Source organism: Streptomyces sp. M41, assembly GCF_043673425.1.
Taxonomy (GTDB): domain Bacteria; phylum Actinomycetota; class Actinomycetes; order Streptomycetales; family Streptomycetaceae; genus Streptomyces.
Genome location: NZ_JBIMKE010000001.1, coordinates 504633 through 520456, shown reverse-complemented (window position 1 = coordinate 520456; position 15824 = coordinate 504633). Strand labels below are relative to the sequence as shown.

Sequence of the window (15824 nt, the reverse complement as noted above, 5' to 3'; positions counted from 1 at the left end):
GCCCAGCAGGAACGGGAAGTCGTCGTTGATGCCACCCTCCCGGTAATGCAGATCGGTGTGGCACACCCCGCACGCCTCGATCTTCACCAGCGCCTCGCCCGGCCCGGGATCGGGCACGACGATCGTCTCCAGACCGACGGGGGCGCCCTTGCCCTGCGCGACGACAGCACGGACCTGATGCGTCATGGCCACTCCTCGGCTGATGCGGGATCGATGAGACGGATGTTGCTCATTACGGCACGCATCTCATGTGCCGCAACACAGCATCCTGGAGCGCCGGGCGGCGGTCAAGGAGTCGACACGCACCGCGCCGAGCCCTGGGATTCCGATGTGCTGACGGGCGTGGAGCGGCTGCGCGCGACTGCCGGGGAGTGGCGGCGAACCATCCGCAGGCCCTGGCGGCCGGGAAGCAGCGCCCGGAACGACCGAAAGGCCGTATCGGAATCCTCCGATACGGCCTCTGACCTGCTCTTTCGCAAGTCGGGACGACAGGATTTGAACCTGCGACCCCTTGACCCCCAGTCAAGTGCGCTACCAAGCTGCGCCACGTCCCGATGCCGTCTGACCTGGGGTTTCCCCCGGCCGAACGTGCATGGAAACAATACCGCACTCGGCTCGGTGGTCGCGCACTCCTTTATGCGGGCCGTCACTGTCCGGTCGGCCTGCCCAACTGTGGGTGTGCGTCCAGCAGCCGGGGCGGGGCCGCCTGGCGCCAGGAGTCGGCGAGGATGTCGCGCAGCTCCGCCTCGTCCTCCAGAGCGGCGAGCCGGGCGCGCACCCAGGCGAACTGCGCCTCATGGTCGGCGATCCAGAACTTGTCCGGCTCGGCCAGGACCAGCTCGTCGCGCTCCTCCTTGGGGCAGCGCACCGCTAGGGAGGTCTCGTCCTCGGGCAGGGTGGCGAACATCTTGCCCGCGACCCGGAACGTGGGCATGCTCCAGGCGATCTTCTCCGTCGTGTCCGGCAGAGAAAGGGCGATGCGACGTACGTCTTCGGCTTCCGGCATGACAGGCACGGTAGCCGCCGCCACTGACAATCACCTGGTGAGAGGTGCCGGTCCACCCACTGGGGCCGCTAGAAGCTGAAGGTCATGAACGCCCCGAGGCCGCGCTCGGCCGCCGCGGCGAAGAACTCGACCAGTTCCTCGTAGGCGTACTCGAGCCCGCCCAGTCGGCCGTCGGGGTCGAACTTCCACATGTTGGGGTACACGTCCTGCTCGCCCATCCGCACCGGGTCGTAGTGGGCCGCCAGCCGCTCCCACGGAGTCGCCCGCAGCTCCCGTGCCACACCGGCGATCTGCTCCGCGGTCCACCCGAACAGAGTGCCGTCCTCCTGGATCTGGAAGCCGTCCATCACGAACTCGACTCCCACGCCGGCCTCGTCGAACAGGAACTGGAGGCCGCCGAACTCCCGGTCCGGGCCGCCGTAGGGGCGGTCCGGAGACGGGAAGTCGTCGCCGTAGAGCTCGTAGACGAACTCCTCGGCCCAACTCGGGTCCCGCTCCGCCCTGTCCAGCTCCTGTGTCGTCGCACCGATGAACGAAATACTCACGCCCATGTGAGGCGATCCCCCTTGCCGTCCGGCTCGTTCGACCCTTCGGTCGGTCAACGGCGGTGAGTGTTCCATGCCGCACTGACAACCAGGCGACGCCGGGTGACGCCGGGTGACGCCGGGCGACAGTCACAGGTGCCTGTAGTAGACCGTCGTCGGCCGCAGAACCCCGTCCGGGCTCGCCGCGTAGTCGGGGATCACACCGGCCCGGGTCCACCCGGCCGAGCCGTACAGGCGCTCGGCGAGGCTTCCGGTCTCGGTGTCCAGGTGCAGGAGGGTCACACCGGCTTCGGCCGCCGCCTCCTGCGCGGTCACCAGGAGCCTGCGCCCGAGACCCCGCCCCCGGGCATCGCGGTGCACCATCAGCTTGACCAGCTCGGCCCGGTGGCGGCTGTTGGGCTTGTCGGGCAGGGCCAGGCCCACCGTGCCGAGGGTCCGCCCGTCCTCGTGCGCCACCCACACCGCCGCCCGCCCTTCGCCCACCTCGGCCGCGCGCGCCTTCCACCAAGCCGTCGCGGCCGTACGGTCGAGGGGGCTGAGGAATCCGACGGAGGCACCGTCCGCCACGGCGTCCACCAGCAGGTCGGCCAGGCCCTCGACGTGCTCGAACAGCCCGGCTTCGTCCAGTCGCGCCACGATCACGGCAGCACCACCGCCAGGACGTACCGCGCCGCACCGGGCCCCGCGCACCGGAACCTCGTCGGCCCCCACACCCGCATCCGCAGACAGTCCCCGGCTTCGAGACGGTGCTCGGTCTCCTGAACCGTCACGTCGAGGCTCCCTTCGAGGACCCAGATGTGCTGCTCCAGCCCCGGCACGGGCGGCCGGTCGTATGCGATGTCGCCGCCCGCGACGAGCCGCCCTTCGACGATCTCGCCGCGCAGCCCCCCGTGCGGCGGCGACACGGACCGCCGTACGAACCCGGCGGAACGGTCCTCCCACACCGGCTGCTCGGCCGCCCGCACCAGCAGCGCAGGCTCCGACTCGACCTCGCTGAGCAGCTGGGACATGGTCCGGCCGTAGACGTGGCACAGGCGGTTCAGCAGGGCGGCGGTGGGGCTGATCTCCGCCCGCTCGGACCGCGACAGGGTCGACCGGCTCACACCGGCCCGCTGCGCCAACTCGCCCAGGGACCAGCCGCGTTCGGCGCGCAGCTCGGCGAGCCGAGCGCCCAGACGGGCGTCCACCGCGTCCGGGCCTGTGTTGCCCTCCGCCCCATGTTTCATATCCGGGACGGTATCCCGAATATGAAACAGCAGCGTTACGGCAGCCTCACCGATGACGGAAGAGGTCTCACTCCCCGGCCGCCGCCGTGAGTGCCTCCAGCACCGGCCGGATCAGCGGATGCTCCTCGGCGCCCCGGCGCACGGCCGCGAAGACCCGGCGCGTCGGTGCGTCACCGTCCACGGGCCGTACGACCACCCCCGTGAGGTCCATGCCGCGCAGCGCCGAGCGCGGCACCAGCGCCACGCCCGCGTCGGCCGAGGCGAGGGCGACGACGGCCCGGAAGTCGTCCGAGGAGTGTTCGAGGCGAGGCTGGAAACCGGCGTTCTCGCAGGCCAGGACGACCACGTCATGGCAGGGGTTGCCGGGGTACGGGCCGATCCACGCGTCCTTGGCCAGTTCCGCCAGCGGGACCTCGGCGGAGTCGGCGAGGCGGTGGCGCACCGGGACGACCGCGTCGAAGGGCTCGGCGTACAGCGGCACGTGGGCCAGGCGGGGGTCGTCGGCGGGCGGCGCCCCCCGGTACTCGACCGCCACGGCGATGTCGACCTGCCGGTCCAGCACCATCGGCAGGCTGGCGTCGCCCTCGGCGTCCTGGACGCGGATGCGGATGCCGGGGGACGTCTCGGCGAGCCGGCCCACCGCCGGGGCGACGACCAGGGCGATTCCGGTCGCGAAGGACGCGACCGTGACCGTGCCGGCCGCGCCCGAGCTGTAGGCGGCGAGCTCGGCCTCGGCGCGCTCCAGCTGGGCGAGGACGGCGTTGGTGTGGCTGAGCAGGATCTCACCGGCCGGGGTCAGCCGTACGCCCTTGGCTCCACGCTCCACCAGACGGTGGCCCGTCTCCTGTTCCAGGGCCGCCAACTGCTGGGAGACCGCCGACGGCGTGAGATACAGCGCGGCGGCAGCCGCCGTCACCGTACGGTGGTCGGCCACCGCACGCAGGATGTGGAGCCGCCGCGCTTCGATCATGGGATCGATTATCGCAATATGTCCCGGGTGGCCGGAGCTCAGGCTTCCAGTTCGGCCCGGGCCGCGACGAAGGCGTCCACCGCGCGGTTGACGTCGTCCGTCGAGTGCGCCGCGGACAGCTGCACACGGATTCGGGCCTGGCCCTGCGGCACCACCGGGTACGAGAAGCCGATCACGTACACGCCGCGCTCCAGCAGCAGCTCCGCCATACGGCCGGCGACGGCCGCGTCCCCGATCATCACGGGCGCGATGGCGTGGTCGCCGGGGAGGACGGCGAAGCCCTCCTCATTCATCCGGCGGCGGAACAGCGCGGTGTTCTCGGCGAGCCGCACCCGCAGGTCGTCCGCCGACTCCAGCAGGTCGAGGACCTTGAGCGAGGCCGCCGCGATCACCGGGGCGAGGGTGTTGGAGAACAGATACGGGCGGGAGCGCTGCCGCAGCAGGGCGACGATCTCGGCGCGGGCCGCCACATAGCCGCCGGACGCGCCGCCGAGGGCCTTGCCGAGGGTGCCGGTGATGATGTCGACACGGTCCATGACACCGTGCAACTCGGGGGTGCCACGGCCGCCGGCGCCGACGAAGCCGACGGCGTGCGAGTCGTCGACCATGACCATGGCGTCGTAGCGGTCGGCGAGGTCGCAGATCTCGGCGAGCGGGGCCACATAGCCGTCCATGGAGAAGACGCCGTCGGTGACGATGAGTCGCCGTCGCGCCGACTGGGCCTCCTTCAACTGCGCTTCCAGGTCGGCCAGATCACGGTTGGCGTACCGGAATCGGCGGGCCTTGGACAGGCGGATGCCGTCGATGATCGAGGCATGGTTGAGGGCGTCGGAGATCACCGCGTCCTCGGGGCCGAGCAGGGTCTCGAAGACGCCGCCGTTGGCGTCGAAGCAGGAGGAGTACAGGATCGTGTCCTCCTGGCCGAGGAACGCGGAGAGCCTGGCCTCCAACTCCTTGTGCACCTCCTGGGTGCCGCAGATGAAGCGGACGGACGCCATGCCGTAGCCCCAGCGGTCGAGGGCCTCGTGGGCGGCGGCGATCACGTCGGGGTGGTCGGCGAGGCCGAGGTAGTTGTTGGCGCAGAAGTTGAGGACCTCGCCGGGACGACCGCCCGCGCTGACGTTGACGGTGGCGGACTGCGGGGTGTCGATCACCCGCTCGGGCTTGTGCAGACCGGCGGCACGGATCTCGTCGAGGGTGGCGCGCAGGTCGTCGCGCACGGAGTCGAACATCTCAAGGCTCCCAATGAGGCAAAAGTGGCTGACGCGGTGGGCGGGCGTGATCGGCGCGGGGCGCGCGGGACTACGCGGTCCAGTCGAGGATGACCTTGCCGCCACGGCCGCTCGCCGCGTCGGCGAACGCCGCCTCGAAGTCGCGGTACCCGTACCGGCCGGTGATCACGGGCTCGAGGTCGAGGCCGCCTTCCAGCAGCACGGACATCGCATACCAGGTCTCGAACATCTCGCGGCCGTAGATGCCCTTGATGGTGATCATCGAGGTGACGATCCGGGCCCAGTCGACCGGGAACTCCTCGGCGGGCAGGCCGAGCATGGCGATACGGCCGCCGTGCGTCATGTTGGCGATCATGTCGCGCATGGCTTCGGGGCGGCCGGACATCTCCAGGCCGATGTCGAAGCCCTCGCGCAGGCCGAGTTCGCGCTGTCCGTCGGCGATGGTCGCCTCGGACACGTTGAGGGCGAGGCTCACGCCGATCTTGCGGGCCAGCTGCAGCCGTTCCTCGCTCACGTCGGTGACGACGACGTTGCGCGCGCCCGCGTGCCGGGCCACCGCCGCCGCCATCAGGCCGATCGGACCGGCGCCGGTGATCAGGACGTCCTCGCCGACCAGCGGGAACGACAGCGCGGTGTGCACAGCATTGCCGAACGGGTCGAAGATCGCGGCCACATCGAGGTCGACGGGCACACGGTGCACCCACACATTGGCGGCGGGCAGCGCTACGTACTCGGCGAAGGCCCCGTCCCGTCCGACCCCGAGACCTATGGTGGCCCGGCACAGGTGACGGCGGCCCGCGAGGCAGTTGCGGCACTTGCCGCACACCAGGTGTCCCTCGCCGCTGACCCGGTCGCCGGGCTTGATGTCGGTGACGTCACGGCCGGTCTCGACGACCTCGCCGACGAACTCGTGTCCGAGCACCAGCGGGGTGCGGATGGCCTGCTGAGCCCAGCCGTCCCAGGACCGGATGTGCAGATCGGTGCCGCAGATTCCGGTGCGCAGCACCTTGATCAGTACGTCGCCGGGCCCGACGGCCGGTTCCGGGACGTCCGCGAGCCACAGCCCGGGCTCCGCCTTCTCCTTGACCAGCGCCTTCAACGCTACGGCTCCTGTGGGTGAGTCCCGGTCGCGGGCATGCCGAACGAGCCTGCCGACCGGGGAGAGGGGTGGAATCGCGTAGCAATCTGCCGTACCGCGGCGCCCTGGTCCATCGAGGTTTTCTTAAGCGGCGCCACAGCTTTCCTTCACGCCCTCCCCTCGCGCCCCTCCCTTGCCTTGCCTCCCCTTGCCCCGCGTCCCCGCTGCACGCGCTGGGTCCGTCGCCTCCGCGCGCGTGCCGTCCGCGCTCGGCGTGGGCGATCGGACTCGCTCACAGGGGCAGTCCGTCCGCCGCCCTGCGCTCCAGCCGCATCGTCAGTTCCGCGGCGGACGCCTTGATCGTGTCCAGCCCGGCTCTGCCCCACGCGCGCGGCTCCACGTCGACGACGCACACCGTGCCCAGCGCCATCCCCGTGGAGTCGATCAACGGGGCGCCCAGATAGGAGCGGATGCCGTACTCGTCGACGATGGGGTTCCCCGCGAACCGCGGATAGTCGCTGACGTCCTCCAGGACCAGCGCCTTGTGTCGGACCACCACATGGGGGCAGAACCCATGGTCGCGCTCCATATGGCGGCCCAGCACCGGCTTGGTGTCGTCCACCCGCTCCAGGGACACGGGGCGCCGCACATGCAGACCGGCGAAGAACTGCCTGCTCTCGCCGATGAAGTTGACCATGGCGTAGGGCGCCGCGGCGAGTTCGGCGAGGCGGTCCGCGAACGCGTCGAGCGCGGGATCCGGCTGTTCTGCCAGGCCCAGCCGGAGCAGCCGCTGGGCGCGGGCGGGGGCCTCCTTGTCCTCGGGGGTGAGCAGCAGACGCGCGACCGGGCGAGGTGGGCCGTAGCTCATGGGCGGATTCCGTCGCTGTGGGCGTGGTTCATATGCGGCTCCGTCCTGGTGTGTGCGGGTGTCACATGTGCGCGCCGTGGCTCGGCGCATGTGCCGGTGTGTGGGCGATGAGATGCCGGACGAGGGTCAGCAGGGTCTGGACACCGGAGCTGGAGATCCGGGCGTCACAGCGGACGATGGGGATCTCCGGGTCGAGGTCGATGGCGGCGCGCACCTCCTCGGGGTCGTACCGGAAGGCCCCGTCGAAGTCGTTGACGGCGACGATGAATCCGAGGCCGCGCTGTTCGAAGAAGTCGACGGCGGCGAAGCAGTCCTCCAGCCGCCGGGTGTCGGCGAGGATGACCGCTCCGAGGGCACCCTCGGAGAGTTCGTCCCACATGAACCAGAACCGTTCCTGACCGGGCGTGCCGAACAGATAGAGCACGTGTTCCGGATCGAGTGTGATGCGGCCGAAGTCCATGGCCACCGTCGTCTCGACCTTGTTCTCGATGCCCTCGAGACTGTCGGTGGCGGCGCTGACCGTGGTGAGCAGCTCCTCTGTGCTGAGCGGCGCGATCTCGCTCACTGCGCCGACGAAGGTCGTCTTGCCGACCCCGAACCCTCCTGCCACCAAGATCTTCAGCGCGGTGGGGAAGGGATCAGAGCTGTCGTCGTAGTCCATCGAGCACTGCCTCCAGAAGAGCCCGGTCAGTCGGGTTGTGGTGGAACTCGGGGGGCTTGGTGGTGAGCGCCCCGCCGTCGACGAGGTCCGACAGCAGCACCTTGGTGACCGCTGCCGGCAGCTTCAGGTGAGCCGCGACCTCGGCGACCGAGACGGGGGCGCGGCACAGGTCGAGCGCCTGCTCGTGCTCGGGGCCGAGGTAGCCGAGGGGGGTCGCCCCGGTGGCCATCACCTGCGACATGAGATCGAGCGCGATGGTGGGCCGGGTACGGCCGTTGCTGATCGTGAAAGGGCGCACCAGCCGTCCGGCCGCGTCGTCGAGCCAGGGCCCGTCGCCGGCCGCCGTCACGTTCAAGGCCTCATCACCGGGGGTTCGACCGCGTGCTGCTGCCGGGGTGCGGTCACCAGGTACGGGCGGACGCTCTTGACCAGCATCACCATCTCGTAGCCGAGCACCGCGGCGTCGGCCTCGCGGCCGGCGAGCACGGCGAGGCAGGTACCGGATCCCGCCGTGGTCACGAACAGCAGGCTCGAGTCGAGCTCGACGACGACCTGACGCACATCTCCGCCGTCGCCGAAACGGACACCGGCGCTACGGCCGAGGGAGTACAGACCGGAGGCCAGGGCTGCCATGTGGTCGGCGCTGTCCGGGTCGAGGCCGTGAACCGACTTCACCAGCCCGTCGCAGGAGAGCAGCACCGCGCTGGTGGTGTGCGGTACGCGCTGCACTAGGCCACTCATCAGCCAGTCGAGATCGGACACATGAGCGGTCGGCGCTTCGCTCGCCATGATGGATCGACTCCTTGAGGTACGAAGGTCAGCGGGAGCACTGGGGGTGGGGGGTGGCCTCCCGATCCCAGGCGGACTTCGGGCTGGTCAAAGGCGTGGTCATCCGGCAGGCGCGCTCCCGTCGTGCCGGGTGGTGGTGTGGTCGGTACCGGGCACTGACCCGGGGTGCGTCTCGGTGGTGTGGGCCCGGCCCATGGGTGATGCATCGAGGTGCGGCCGGGAGGTTGTGGGGGTCACATCCATGTGGAGCGCGTCGAGGGAAGTCGGGCGCAGCTGTGTGGACTGCGGTCGACCTGCGTCGAGGCTCGTCGGCTCCAGTCGGACGGGGGCCGGGCGCACAGATTCGAGGGGGGTGGGCCGGGCGGACGCGGGGGCCGGGCGGGTCTGCTCCCAGGTGGGCGAGGGGGTGTCTGGGGTCGTGTGGGGTGGGGGTGTGTGGGTATGGGTGTGGCCGGGAGTGGGGGTGGGGGTGGAGATCGGCGTGGTGGGGTGTGGGGAGAGGCCGCTCGGGTGGGTGGGCATGGTCGGGGTGACGGGGGCTGTGTGCGGCGCGTCCATGTGCGCCGCCTCCATGTGCCCGCCGTCCAGCTGCGCCGCGTCCACATGTGCGGCATCCCTGGGTGTCGCGTCCATGGGCGTCGCGTCCATGGGCCCGCCACCCATGTGTGTGGCCTCCATGGGTCCGCCACCCATGGCCGTGGCCTCCATGTGCCCGCCACCCATGTGCGAGGCATCCGTCTGCGCCGACTCCATGTGCTGTTGTGTCTCGGCAAGACCCACACCCCGTTGGAAGGCCGCCATCAACCCCGGGTCGTGCCCGGCGAGTTGGTCGGACTCCTGTCGCGGTGCGGGCCCGTCACGCAGTTGAGGCGCGATGTGTTCCTGGGCGCGGCGGCGCGGCAGTTGAGGCTTGCCCATGGTGCCGCGGACCGTGGAGGTGCGCGGCGTCGGCCCGGTGGCGGTGTTCTCGGCCACGAGCCGCCGTTCGTCGGGTTTGATGCCGGGGACGGCCTCGGCCGGGTTGGCCCGCTCCTCATGGCTGCCGCGCACGGGCAGCGGCGCCGGTCCGCCGCCGTTCGCCCTCGGGGCCGTACCCGCGCCGGTCTGCGGCTGTTGCCGCCGCGACGTGTCCTGCGCCGCCTCGCCCGCGCCCCGCTGTCGCTGCCCGCCGGCCGGGGCGTCCGGCGCCGCCCGCCGATGCTGCTGCCGAGTCGGCGGCGGCACCTGCGCCTGCTGCGGACGCGCCTGGGACGGGGTGTACGTCGGCCCGGCCGCGCCGCCCGCCGACGCCTGCGACGCTTGCGGCTCCTGCGGCCGTGCCGCACCTGCATGGGCTTCCGGCTCGGTCCCCAACAGGCCCTGCGGTACGACCAGTACGGCCTGGACACCGCCGTAGATGTTGCTCTGGAGGCGGACATGGATGCCGTGCCGCTTCGCGAGCTGGGAGACGACGAACAGGCCGATGCGCCCGTCCGCCAGCAGGCTGGCCACGTTGACCTGGTCGGGGTCGGCGAGCAGGGCGTTCATCCGGTTCTGTTCGCCGACGGGCATGCCGAGCCCGCGGTCCTCGACCTCGACGGCGAGGCCCGAGGTCACGAGGTTGGCCCGGAGCAGCACTTGGGTGTGGGGGGCGGAGAACACCGTGGCGTTCTCGACGAGTTCGGCCAGCAGGTGGATGACGTCGGCGACGGCGTGTCCGCGCAGGGTGCCGTCGATGGGCGGTACGAGCTTGACGCGGGAGTACTGCTCGACCTCGGCGATGGCGGAGCGCAGCACCTCGGTCATGGAGACCGGGTTGCTCCACTGCCGGCGGGAGACGGCGCCGCCGAGGACGGCGAGGTTCTCGGCGTGGCGGCGGATGCGGGTGGCGAGGTGGTCGACGTGGAAGAGGCCCTTGAGCAGGTCGGGGTCCTCGATCTCGTTCTCCAGCTCGTCGAGGATGGAGATCTCGCGGTGCACGAGCGACTGGAGCCGCCGGGCGAGGTTGACGAAGACTTCGAGTTTCTGTTCGCTGCCCGCCTGGCTGGAGAGCTGGGCGGCCTGGACGACGGCGGTGACGGCCCCGTCGTGGGCGCGGGACAGATCGGCGGCGAGCAGTTCGAAGTCGTCGGCGCCGTCGGGGGGGCCGCTGCGGGTTTTGCGCTTCGGTGGGCCGTCGCCGCGTCGTAAGGCCTCGACGAGGGCGCGCAGATCGGCCTCGCCGCGTGCGCTGCTGCGGCGCAGTGCGCCGATGCGTTCGCTCACGGACTTCGCGGCGCGGTTGGCGGCCACCGCGGCGATCAGGATGCCCGCGAGGGTCACCGAGAGCGCACCCGCGAGCACGGCCCAGAGGGTGAGGCTGGGCCGGACGCCGGCGGTGCGCACGATGAAGAGGACGGCGGCGCAGGCGCTGAGTGCCACCGCGACGGGCGGCAGCACCGCCAGCCGCATGAGTTGGGGCCGTATATGGGTCTCGGGCAGCGCGAGTGCGGTGCGGACGGCCGGGCGCCCGTGCCGCCCGCCCTCACGGCGGTCTGCGCGTGCGGCCGGGGCGCGGAGTTGAGACATCGGGGTCCTCGTACTGGTCCGTCGGTCGGGGCCTGGGGGTTGCGCGCGGTCTGCGCGGCCCGGGGCATGCGCCATCGCGATGTCGGTCGACGGAGCCGACGAAATCGGCTCCGTGTCGCCCGACGGACACTGACAGTAGTCGCCTCTGCATCAAGTGCGGTGGGCAGTTGACAAAGTCCCGCAGGCAGCGTCCCGCTCTGGTATGAGGGCTCGTACGACAGACCGATAACCCGGATCACGTCTCACCCATAGGGCGCGCCGGAACGGTCGGACCTGGTCAGAAGTGGTCATGCAGAAAAGTCAGCGGCAGCCCGCGCCTCTTACCCCGCAACTCTCCGACTTGCGGTTGCCGTCGCCGTCGAGCCTCCCCGGCCGTGACGTTTCGGCACCCCGTGCACCGAGTGCGCTCACCGCACCGCCCCCGGCTTGTCACCGGGCGTATCCGCGCACCTCCCCTGTCGAGCGCCCCCGAGCAACTCCACACTCCCCGCATCAACGAGTCGGTGTACGCCTCACGCCGAACCCGCGCTACGCCACCGCGGCGCTGTCCGGCCCCGAGGCGACCGGCGGCCAAGCCGGCCACCCTTCCGCGGGCGCCTCGGTCACCTCGCGCCACCACGGCGTCACGGGCGGCACGGCGGCGGGCTCGAAGGGCTCACCGCAGCGCGGGGCCGCCATCGTGACCCCGGCCTTGTGCGTGGCCCGCATCATCCACTCCCCCGGCTCAGCCCAGGGATGCGGCGCGAGGTTGAAGGTCCCCCAGTGGATCGGCAGCATGGCGCCCACCGTCGGATCACCGCCCTGGAGATCGAGGTGGGCGCGCACCCCCTCGTCGGGCGTCATGTGGATGTCGGGCCAGAAGTCCGAGTAGGCACCGACCTGGATCATCGTGGCGTCGAACGGGCCGTGCTCCGCGCCGATGTCCTCGAAGCCCTCGAAGTAGCCGGTGTCGCCGCTGTGGAAGATCCGGTGCTCGTGGGAGGCCACGACCCAGGACGCCCAGAGCGTGTGCTGGGTGTTGCGCAGTCCCCGGCCGCAGAAGTGGCGGGCCGGGGTGGCGGTCAGAGTGATGCCGCCGACCTTGGTCGTCTCGTGCCAGTCCAGCTCGCGCAGCCGGCCGGCGGACACGCCCCAGCGTTCGAGGTGGCCGCCGACGCCGAGCGGAACGGCGAAGAGGGTGTCCGTGCCGGCCAGCGCCTTGATCGTGGGCATGTCGAGGTGGTCGTAGTGGTCGTGCGAGATGACGACGACGTCGACCGGGCCGAGCGCGGCGAGCGGCAGCGGTACGGGATGCAGTCTCTTGGGCCCGGCGAAGGGGAACGGCGAGCAGCGATCACCCCATACGGGATCGAAGAGCACCCGGTGACCGGCGATCTCCGCGAGGACGCTGGAGTGTCCCATCCAGGTCAGTCGCAGCCCCCCGGCGGGCGGCTTCGCGAGGTCGGCGTAGGTGGTGGGGTGCACCGGCACGGTGCCGTCGGGGGTGCGGCGCGGCCGGGTGTCCTTGTCGAAGAAGACCTTGGCGAACTCGACCATCGACCCCGACGGCCGGGTGCGGGCGGCGCCCCCGGGGTTCTGGAAGACCCCGTCCCTGAAGTGCGGGGATCTCTGGATGCGCGCCATGCGCTCACCGCTCGGATCCACGCCGAAGGCTTCGGGCCGCAGGGCGCGGAGCCCGGAGCTCGGGAAACGGAAACCGGCCACGGTACCTCCAGGTGGAGTCGGTGAGGCTTCCATTATGGTCGGCCCCTCCGACAACCCCGGCCGGGCCCGGACGTGGGCCTCCCAGGCCCCGAGCACCCGGGCCGGGACACCGGCCGAGCCTGACCCGGCCCGCCCACTCGCGCCCCGGACCCACGCGCGCCCCAAGCCCACTCGGCACCCGCCCCAAGCCCACTCGGCACCCACCCCACACGGCCGCTCGCATTGACATGTCCCCGCCCCCACTCGGATACTGACCCGTCGTTCAGTATCCGCAGCGCGGCACGCGGCCCCGCCCTCCCCGGAGACCCCATGACCACCCCCTTGCTGTCGCTCACCTGGACCGATCACGTCACCGGGCGTCAGGGCTTCCTGGTCGTCGACCGCCTGGTGCGCGGGGTGTCCAGCGGCGGGCTGCGGATGCGGCCGGGCTGCACGCTGGACGAGGTCACCGGGCTCGCTCGCGGCATGAGCATGAAGGAAGCCCTGCACTACGACCCCGAGGCGCGTTACGTCCCCTTGGGCGGCGCGAAGGGCGGCATCGACTGCGACCCGCGGGACCCCGAGGCGTACGGGCTGCTGGTGCGCTACCTGCGGACCATGCGGCCGTACGTTGAGAGTTGCTGGACCACCGGCGAGGACCTCGGCCTCACTCAGGACACCGTCGACCGGGCAGCCGCCGAGGCGGGGCTCGTCTCCTCGGTCCAGGCCGTGTATCCGCTGCTCGACGACGAGGCCGGCGCCCGTCGGCGGATCGCGGAAGCGTTCGCGGTGGAGGTCGACGGCATCGGCCTGGACGAGCTGGTCGGCGGTTGCGGGGTCGCCGAGTCGGTCCTCACGGCCCTGGACCGGGCGGACTTGCCCTACTGGAGGGCCCGCGTCGCCGTGCAGGGGTTCGGGACCATGGGCGGTGCGACGGCGCGCTTCCTCACGCGCGCGGGACTCACCGTCGTGGCGGTCGCCGACATCAAGGGCACCATCGCCAACCCGGCGGGTCTGGACGTCGAGGCCCTGCTCAGGGCGCGCGACGGGTACGGCACCGTGGACCGCGGCGCGCTGCGCCCCGGCGACCGCGAACTGCCGGGTGACGCCTGGCTGTCGGCCGAGGCGGAGGTGCTGGTGCCGGCGGCCGTGTCGTACGCGATCGACGTCACGAACCAGGGCCGGATCACGGCGCGTTGGATCGCCGAGGCGGCCAACATGCCCGTACGGCCCGAGGCGGAGGAGCTGCTGGCCGCGCGGGGCATCACCGTGCTGCCGGACGTCGTGGTCAACTCGGCCACGAACGCCTGGTGGTGGTGGACGCTGTTCGGCGACCTGGAAGCGGACGCGGATGTGGCGTTCGCCCACACACGGCGCTCGATGCGCGCCCTGACGGACCTGGCCCTGGCGCGCGCCGAGGCCGACGGCACGACGCCCCGGTGTGCCGCCCACGCCATCGCGGTGGACCGGCTTTCGTCGATCTCCGAGCGGTTCGGCTGGCATCGGTGACCGCGGACGGCTCCGCAGGACCCGCGGGCGGCGCGGTGTCCGCCTGAGCCGAGGCCTTAAGGTGACGGCGTGACGAGAGTGCGGTTGAGCGTGGCGGAGCGGCGGGAGGAGTTGCTGCGGGCCGCCGTGGAGCAGATAGAGGCGCGGGGCGTGGCGGCGGTCAGGATCGCCGATGTGGCCTCGGCCCTCGGCGTGAGCAACGCGCTGGTGCTCTATCACTTCGACACCAAGGAGAAGTTGGTCGCCGCCGCGTTCACTCATGCCGCCGAGGGCGATCTGACCCGACTGCGCAAGATCCTCGGCCGCCGTACGACAGCGCTGCGAAGGCTGCGGGCCGCTGTGCGCTGGTACGCGCCGACCGGTCAGGCGAAGGGCTGGCGGCTGTGGATCGAAGGGTGGGCGGTGGCTTTGCGCGAGCCCGCCCTTCAGGAGGTCATCCGGGATCTCGACCGGCAGTGGAAGGCGGCCATCACCGAGGTCATCGCGCAGGGGGTGGCCGCGGACGAGTTCCGATGCCAGGACCCCGCCGGGACGGCCCTGCGCCTCACGGCGCTGCTCGACGGGCTGGCCGTGCAGCTGACGTCGTATCCCGGCGCGGTCTCACGCGCGCGTGCCCGGCAGTGGGCGGACGAGGCGCTCGCCCGGGAACTGGGTCTGGAGCGCCAGGCGTTGATCGCTGCGACGCGCTGAAGCGGCAGGGCACCTGCCGGCACCTGCAGCAGATTCCCGATCTGGAGCCGCCGGTCGGGCCGTTCGGCTCGCGCCCCCTCCTCCCCCCGACAGCCCTGTGGGCCGCACCCGCAGGAAGCGGGGCACGGCCCACACAGCCGGATCGCCGGCTCAAGCCACCGATTCGATCCGCATCTTGATGTCGCCCGGGGACAGTGCCCCCTTGGCCGTCACATGGTCTCCCGACGATTCGCCGCGCAGGCGCCGCCCGATCCACGGCACCAGGTACTCGCGCGCCCACTGGACGTCGTCCCGGCGGATCTCCAGGGTGCCGCGGGGCGGCAGCGGCGGCCACGGCTGGTCCGGGTCGGCCGGGATCGGCAGCCCCAGTACCTGGCCCGCGCGGAGCGCCACGCGCGTGTGCCCCTCGGGAGACAGGTGCAGCCGGTCGCCGTCCCAGGCCCGACGGTCCTGAACGGTTTTCAGGGACCACAGGTCGAGCACCGGGCAGCCGTACCGGTCGGCGATGGCCCGCACATGGCCGTTGTACGTGGCGATCTTGCCGCGCAGATGCCTCAGCACGGGGACGCCGCGGGTGTCGAAACCGGTCGTCACCATGACGGTGCCGATCGCGGAGGTGAGCCGGACGATCGCCCGCTCGAAACGCTCGGCCACCTTGTCGGGGTCGGTGCCGGGCCGGATGATGTCGTTGCCGCCCGCACAGAACGAGACCAGGTCCGGGGCCAGTTCGATGGCCTGGGGCAGCTGGTCCGCCACGATCTGGTCGAGCAGTTTGCCGCGCACGGCGAGGTTCGTGTAGATGAAGTCGCCCTCGGGACGCCGGTCCGCGAGGAGGACCGCGAACCGGTCGGCCCAGCCCACGAACGCCCCGTCGGGGCCGGGGTCGCCGACGCCTTCGGTGAAGCTGTCCCCCACCGCGACGTACGACCCGATCACTGATCTGCTGTCACTCTTCGAATCGTCTGTCACATCGGCACATGATTCACCTTTGAATGTGACCTACGCGACCGTAGGGCGGGG

Annotated in this window: 17 protein-coding genes and 1 tRNA gene; 2 read left to right on the top strand and 16 right to left on the bottom strand. The window is 71.4% G+C overall.

Annotated elements, in window-relative coordinates; translation table 11 throughout:
* The 15 genes from ACHBTE_RS02385 to ACHBTE_RS02315 form a co-directional block, all read right to left on the bottom strand.
* On the bottom strand, positions 1–186 hold a 186-nt coding region (locus tag ACHBTE_RS02385), incomplete at its 3' end, for an alcohol dehydrogenase catalytic domain-containing protein (RefSeq protein ID WP_394721568.1).
* Positions 187–480: 294 nt separating this feature from the next.
* Positions 481–554: transfer RNA gene (locus tag ACHBTE_RS02380), tRNA-Pro, on the bottom strand.
* A gap of 92 nt (positions 555–646) precedes the next feature.
* Entirely contained in the window at positions 647–1006 is a 360-nt protein-coding gene (locus tag ACHBTE_RS02375; protein WP_394721567.1) for an MmcQ/YjbR family DNA-binding protein, read from the bottom strand.
* Between the two features lie 68 nt (positions 1007–1074).
* Positions 1075–1557, bottom strand: coding sequence for a DUF1877 family protein (locus ACHBTE_RS02370; protein ID WP_394721566.1), 483 nt, complete (start codon positions 1555–1557; stop codon positions 1075–1077).
* 123 nt (positions 1558–1680) lie between these two features.
* Complete coding sequence (locus tag ACHBTE_RS02365) at positions 1681–2193, bottom strand: GNAT family N-acetyltransferase (protein WP_394721565.1); 513 nt, start codon at positions 2191–2193, stop codon at positions 1681–1683.
* The gene (locus ACHBTE_RS02360; protein WP_394721564.1) at positions 2190–2777 is read right to left on the bottom strand and encodes a helix-turn-helix domain-containing protein; all 588 of its coding nucleotides are present in this window, start codon (positions 2775–2777) and stop codon (positions 2190–2192) included. The genes ACHBTE_RS02365 and ACHBTE_RS02360 overlap by 4 nt, the downstream gene beginning before the upstream one ends.
* A gap of 67 nt (positions 2778–2844) precedes the next feature.
* On the bottom strand, positions 2845–3747 hold the full coding sequence (locus ACHBTE_RS02355) for a LysR family transcriptional regulator (protein WP_394721563.1): 903 nt from the start codon (positions 3745–3747) through the stop codon (positions 2845–2847).
* A gap of 38 nt (positions 3748–3785) precedes the next feature.
* Positions 3786–4979 carry a glycine C-acetyltransferase gene (locus ACHBTE_RS02350; protein WP_394721562.1) on the bottom strand — a complete coding sequence of 398 codons (1194 nt, stop codon included), beginning with the start codon at positions 4977–4979 and terminating at the stop codon, positions 3786–3788.
* A 70-nt stretch (positions 4980–5049) separates the two neighbouring features.
* Positions 5050–6078 (bottom strand): L-threonine 3-dehydrogenase, encoded by a 1029-nt coding sequence (gene tdh, locus ACHBTE_RS02345; protein WP_394721561.1) that lies wholly within the window; start codon positions 6076–6078, stop codon positions 5050–5052.
* 271 nt (positions 6079–6349) lie between these two features.
* Entirely contained in the window at positions 6350–6925 is a 576-nt protein-coding gene (locus ACHBTE_RS02340; RefSeq protein ID WP_394721559.1) for a GAF domain-containing protein, read from the bottom strand.
* A 61-nt stretch (positions 6926–6986) separates the two neighbouring features.
* Positions 6987–7586, bottom strand: coding sequence for an ATP/GTP-binding protein (locus ACHBTE_RS02335; protein WP_394721558.1), 600 nt, complete (start codon positions 7584–7586; stop codon positions 6987–6989).
* On the bottom strand, positions 7564–7935 hold the full coding sequence (locus tag ACHBTE_RS02330; RefSeq protein ID WP_394721557.1) for a DUF742 domain-containing protein: 372 nt from the start codon (positions 7933–7935) through the stop codon (positions 7564–7566). The genes ACHBTE_RS02335 and ACHBTE_RS02330 overlap by 23 nt, the downstream gene beginning before the upstream one ends.
* A 2-nt stretch (positions 7936–7937) precedes the next feature.
* Complete coding sequence (locus ACHBTE_RS02325) at positions 7938–8375, bottom strand: roadblock/LC7 domain-containing protein (protein ID WP_394721556.1); 438 nt, start codon at positions 8373–8375, stop codon at positions 7938–7940.
* Between the two features lie 99 nt (positions 8376–8474).
* Positions 8475–10922 carry an ATP-binding protein gene (locus ACHBTE_RS02320; RefSeq protein WP_394721555.1) on the bottom strand — a complete coding sequence of 816 codons (2448 nt, stop codon included), beginning with the start codon at positions 10920–10922 and terminating at the stop codon, positions 8475–8477.
* 528 nt (positions 10923–11450) lie between these two features.
* Positions 11451–12626, bottom strand: coding sequence for an MBL fold metallo-hydrolase (locus ACHBTE_RS02315; protein WP_394721554.1), 1176 nt, complete (start codon positions 12624–12626; stop codon positions 11451–11453).
* A gap of 309 nt (positions 12627–12935) precedes the next feature.
* Here ACHBTE_RS02315 and ACHBTE_RS02310 point away from each other — a divergent pair, with 309 nt between their 5' ends.
* Positions 12936–14114: a Glu/Leu/Phe/Val dehydrogenase dimerization domain-containing protein gene (locus ACHBTE_RS02310; RefSeq protein ID WP_394721553.1), complete on the top strand. Its 1179-nt coding sequence runs from the start codon at positions 12936–12938 to the stop codon at positions 14112–14114.
* 69 nt (positions 14115–14183) lie between these two features.
* On the top strand, positions 14184–14804 hold the full coding sequence (locus tag ACHBTE_RS02305; RefSeq protein ID WP_394721551.1) for a TetR/AcrR family transcriptional regulator: 621 nt from the start codon (positions 14184–14186) through the stop codon (positions 14802–14804).
* 150 nt (positions 14805–14954) lie between these two features.
* Here ACHBTE_RS02305 and ACHBTE_RS02300 read toward each other — a convergent pair whose 3' ends face one another.
* Entirely contained in the window at positions 14955–15740 is a 786-nt protein-coding gene (locus ACHBTE_RS02300; protein WP_394721596.1) for an SGNH/GDSL hydrolase family protein, read from the bottom strand.
* Positions 15741–15824: the final 84 nt, after the last annotated feature.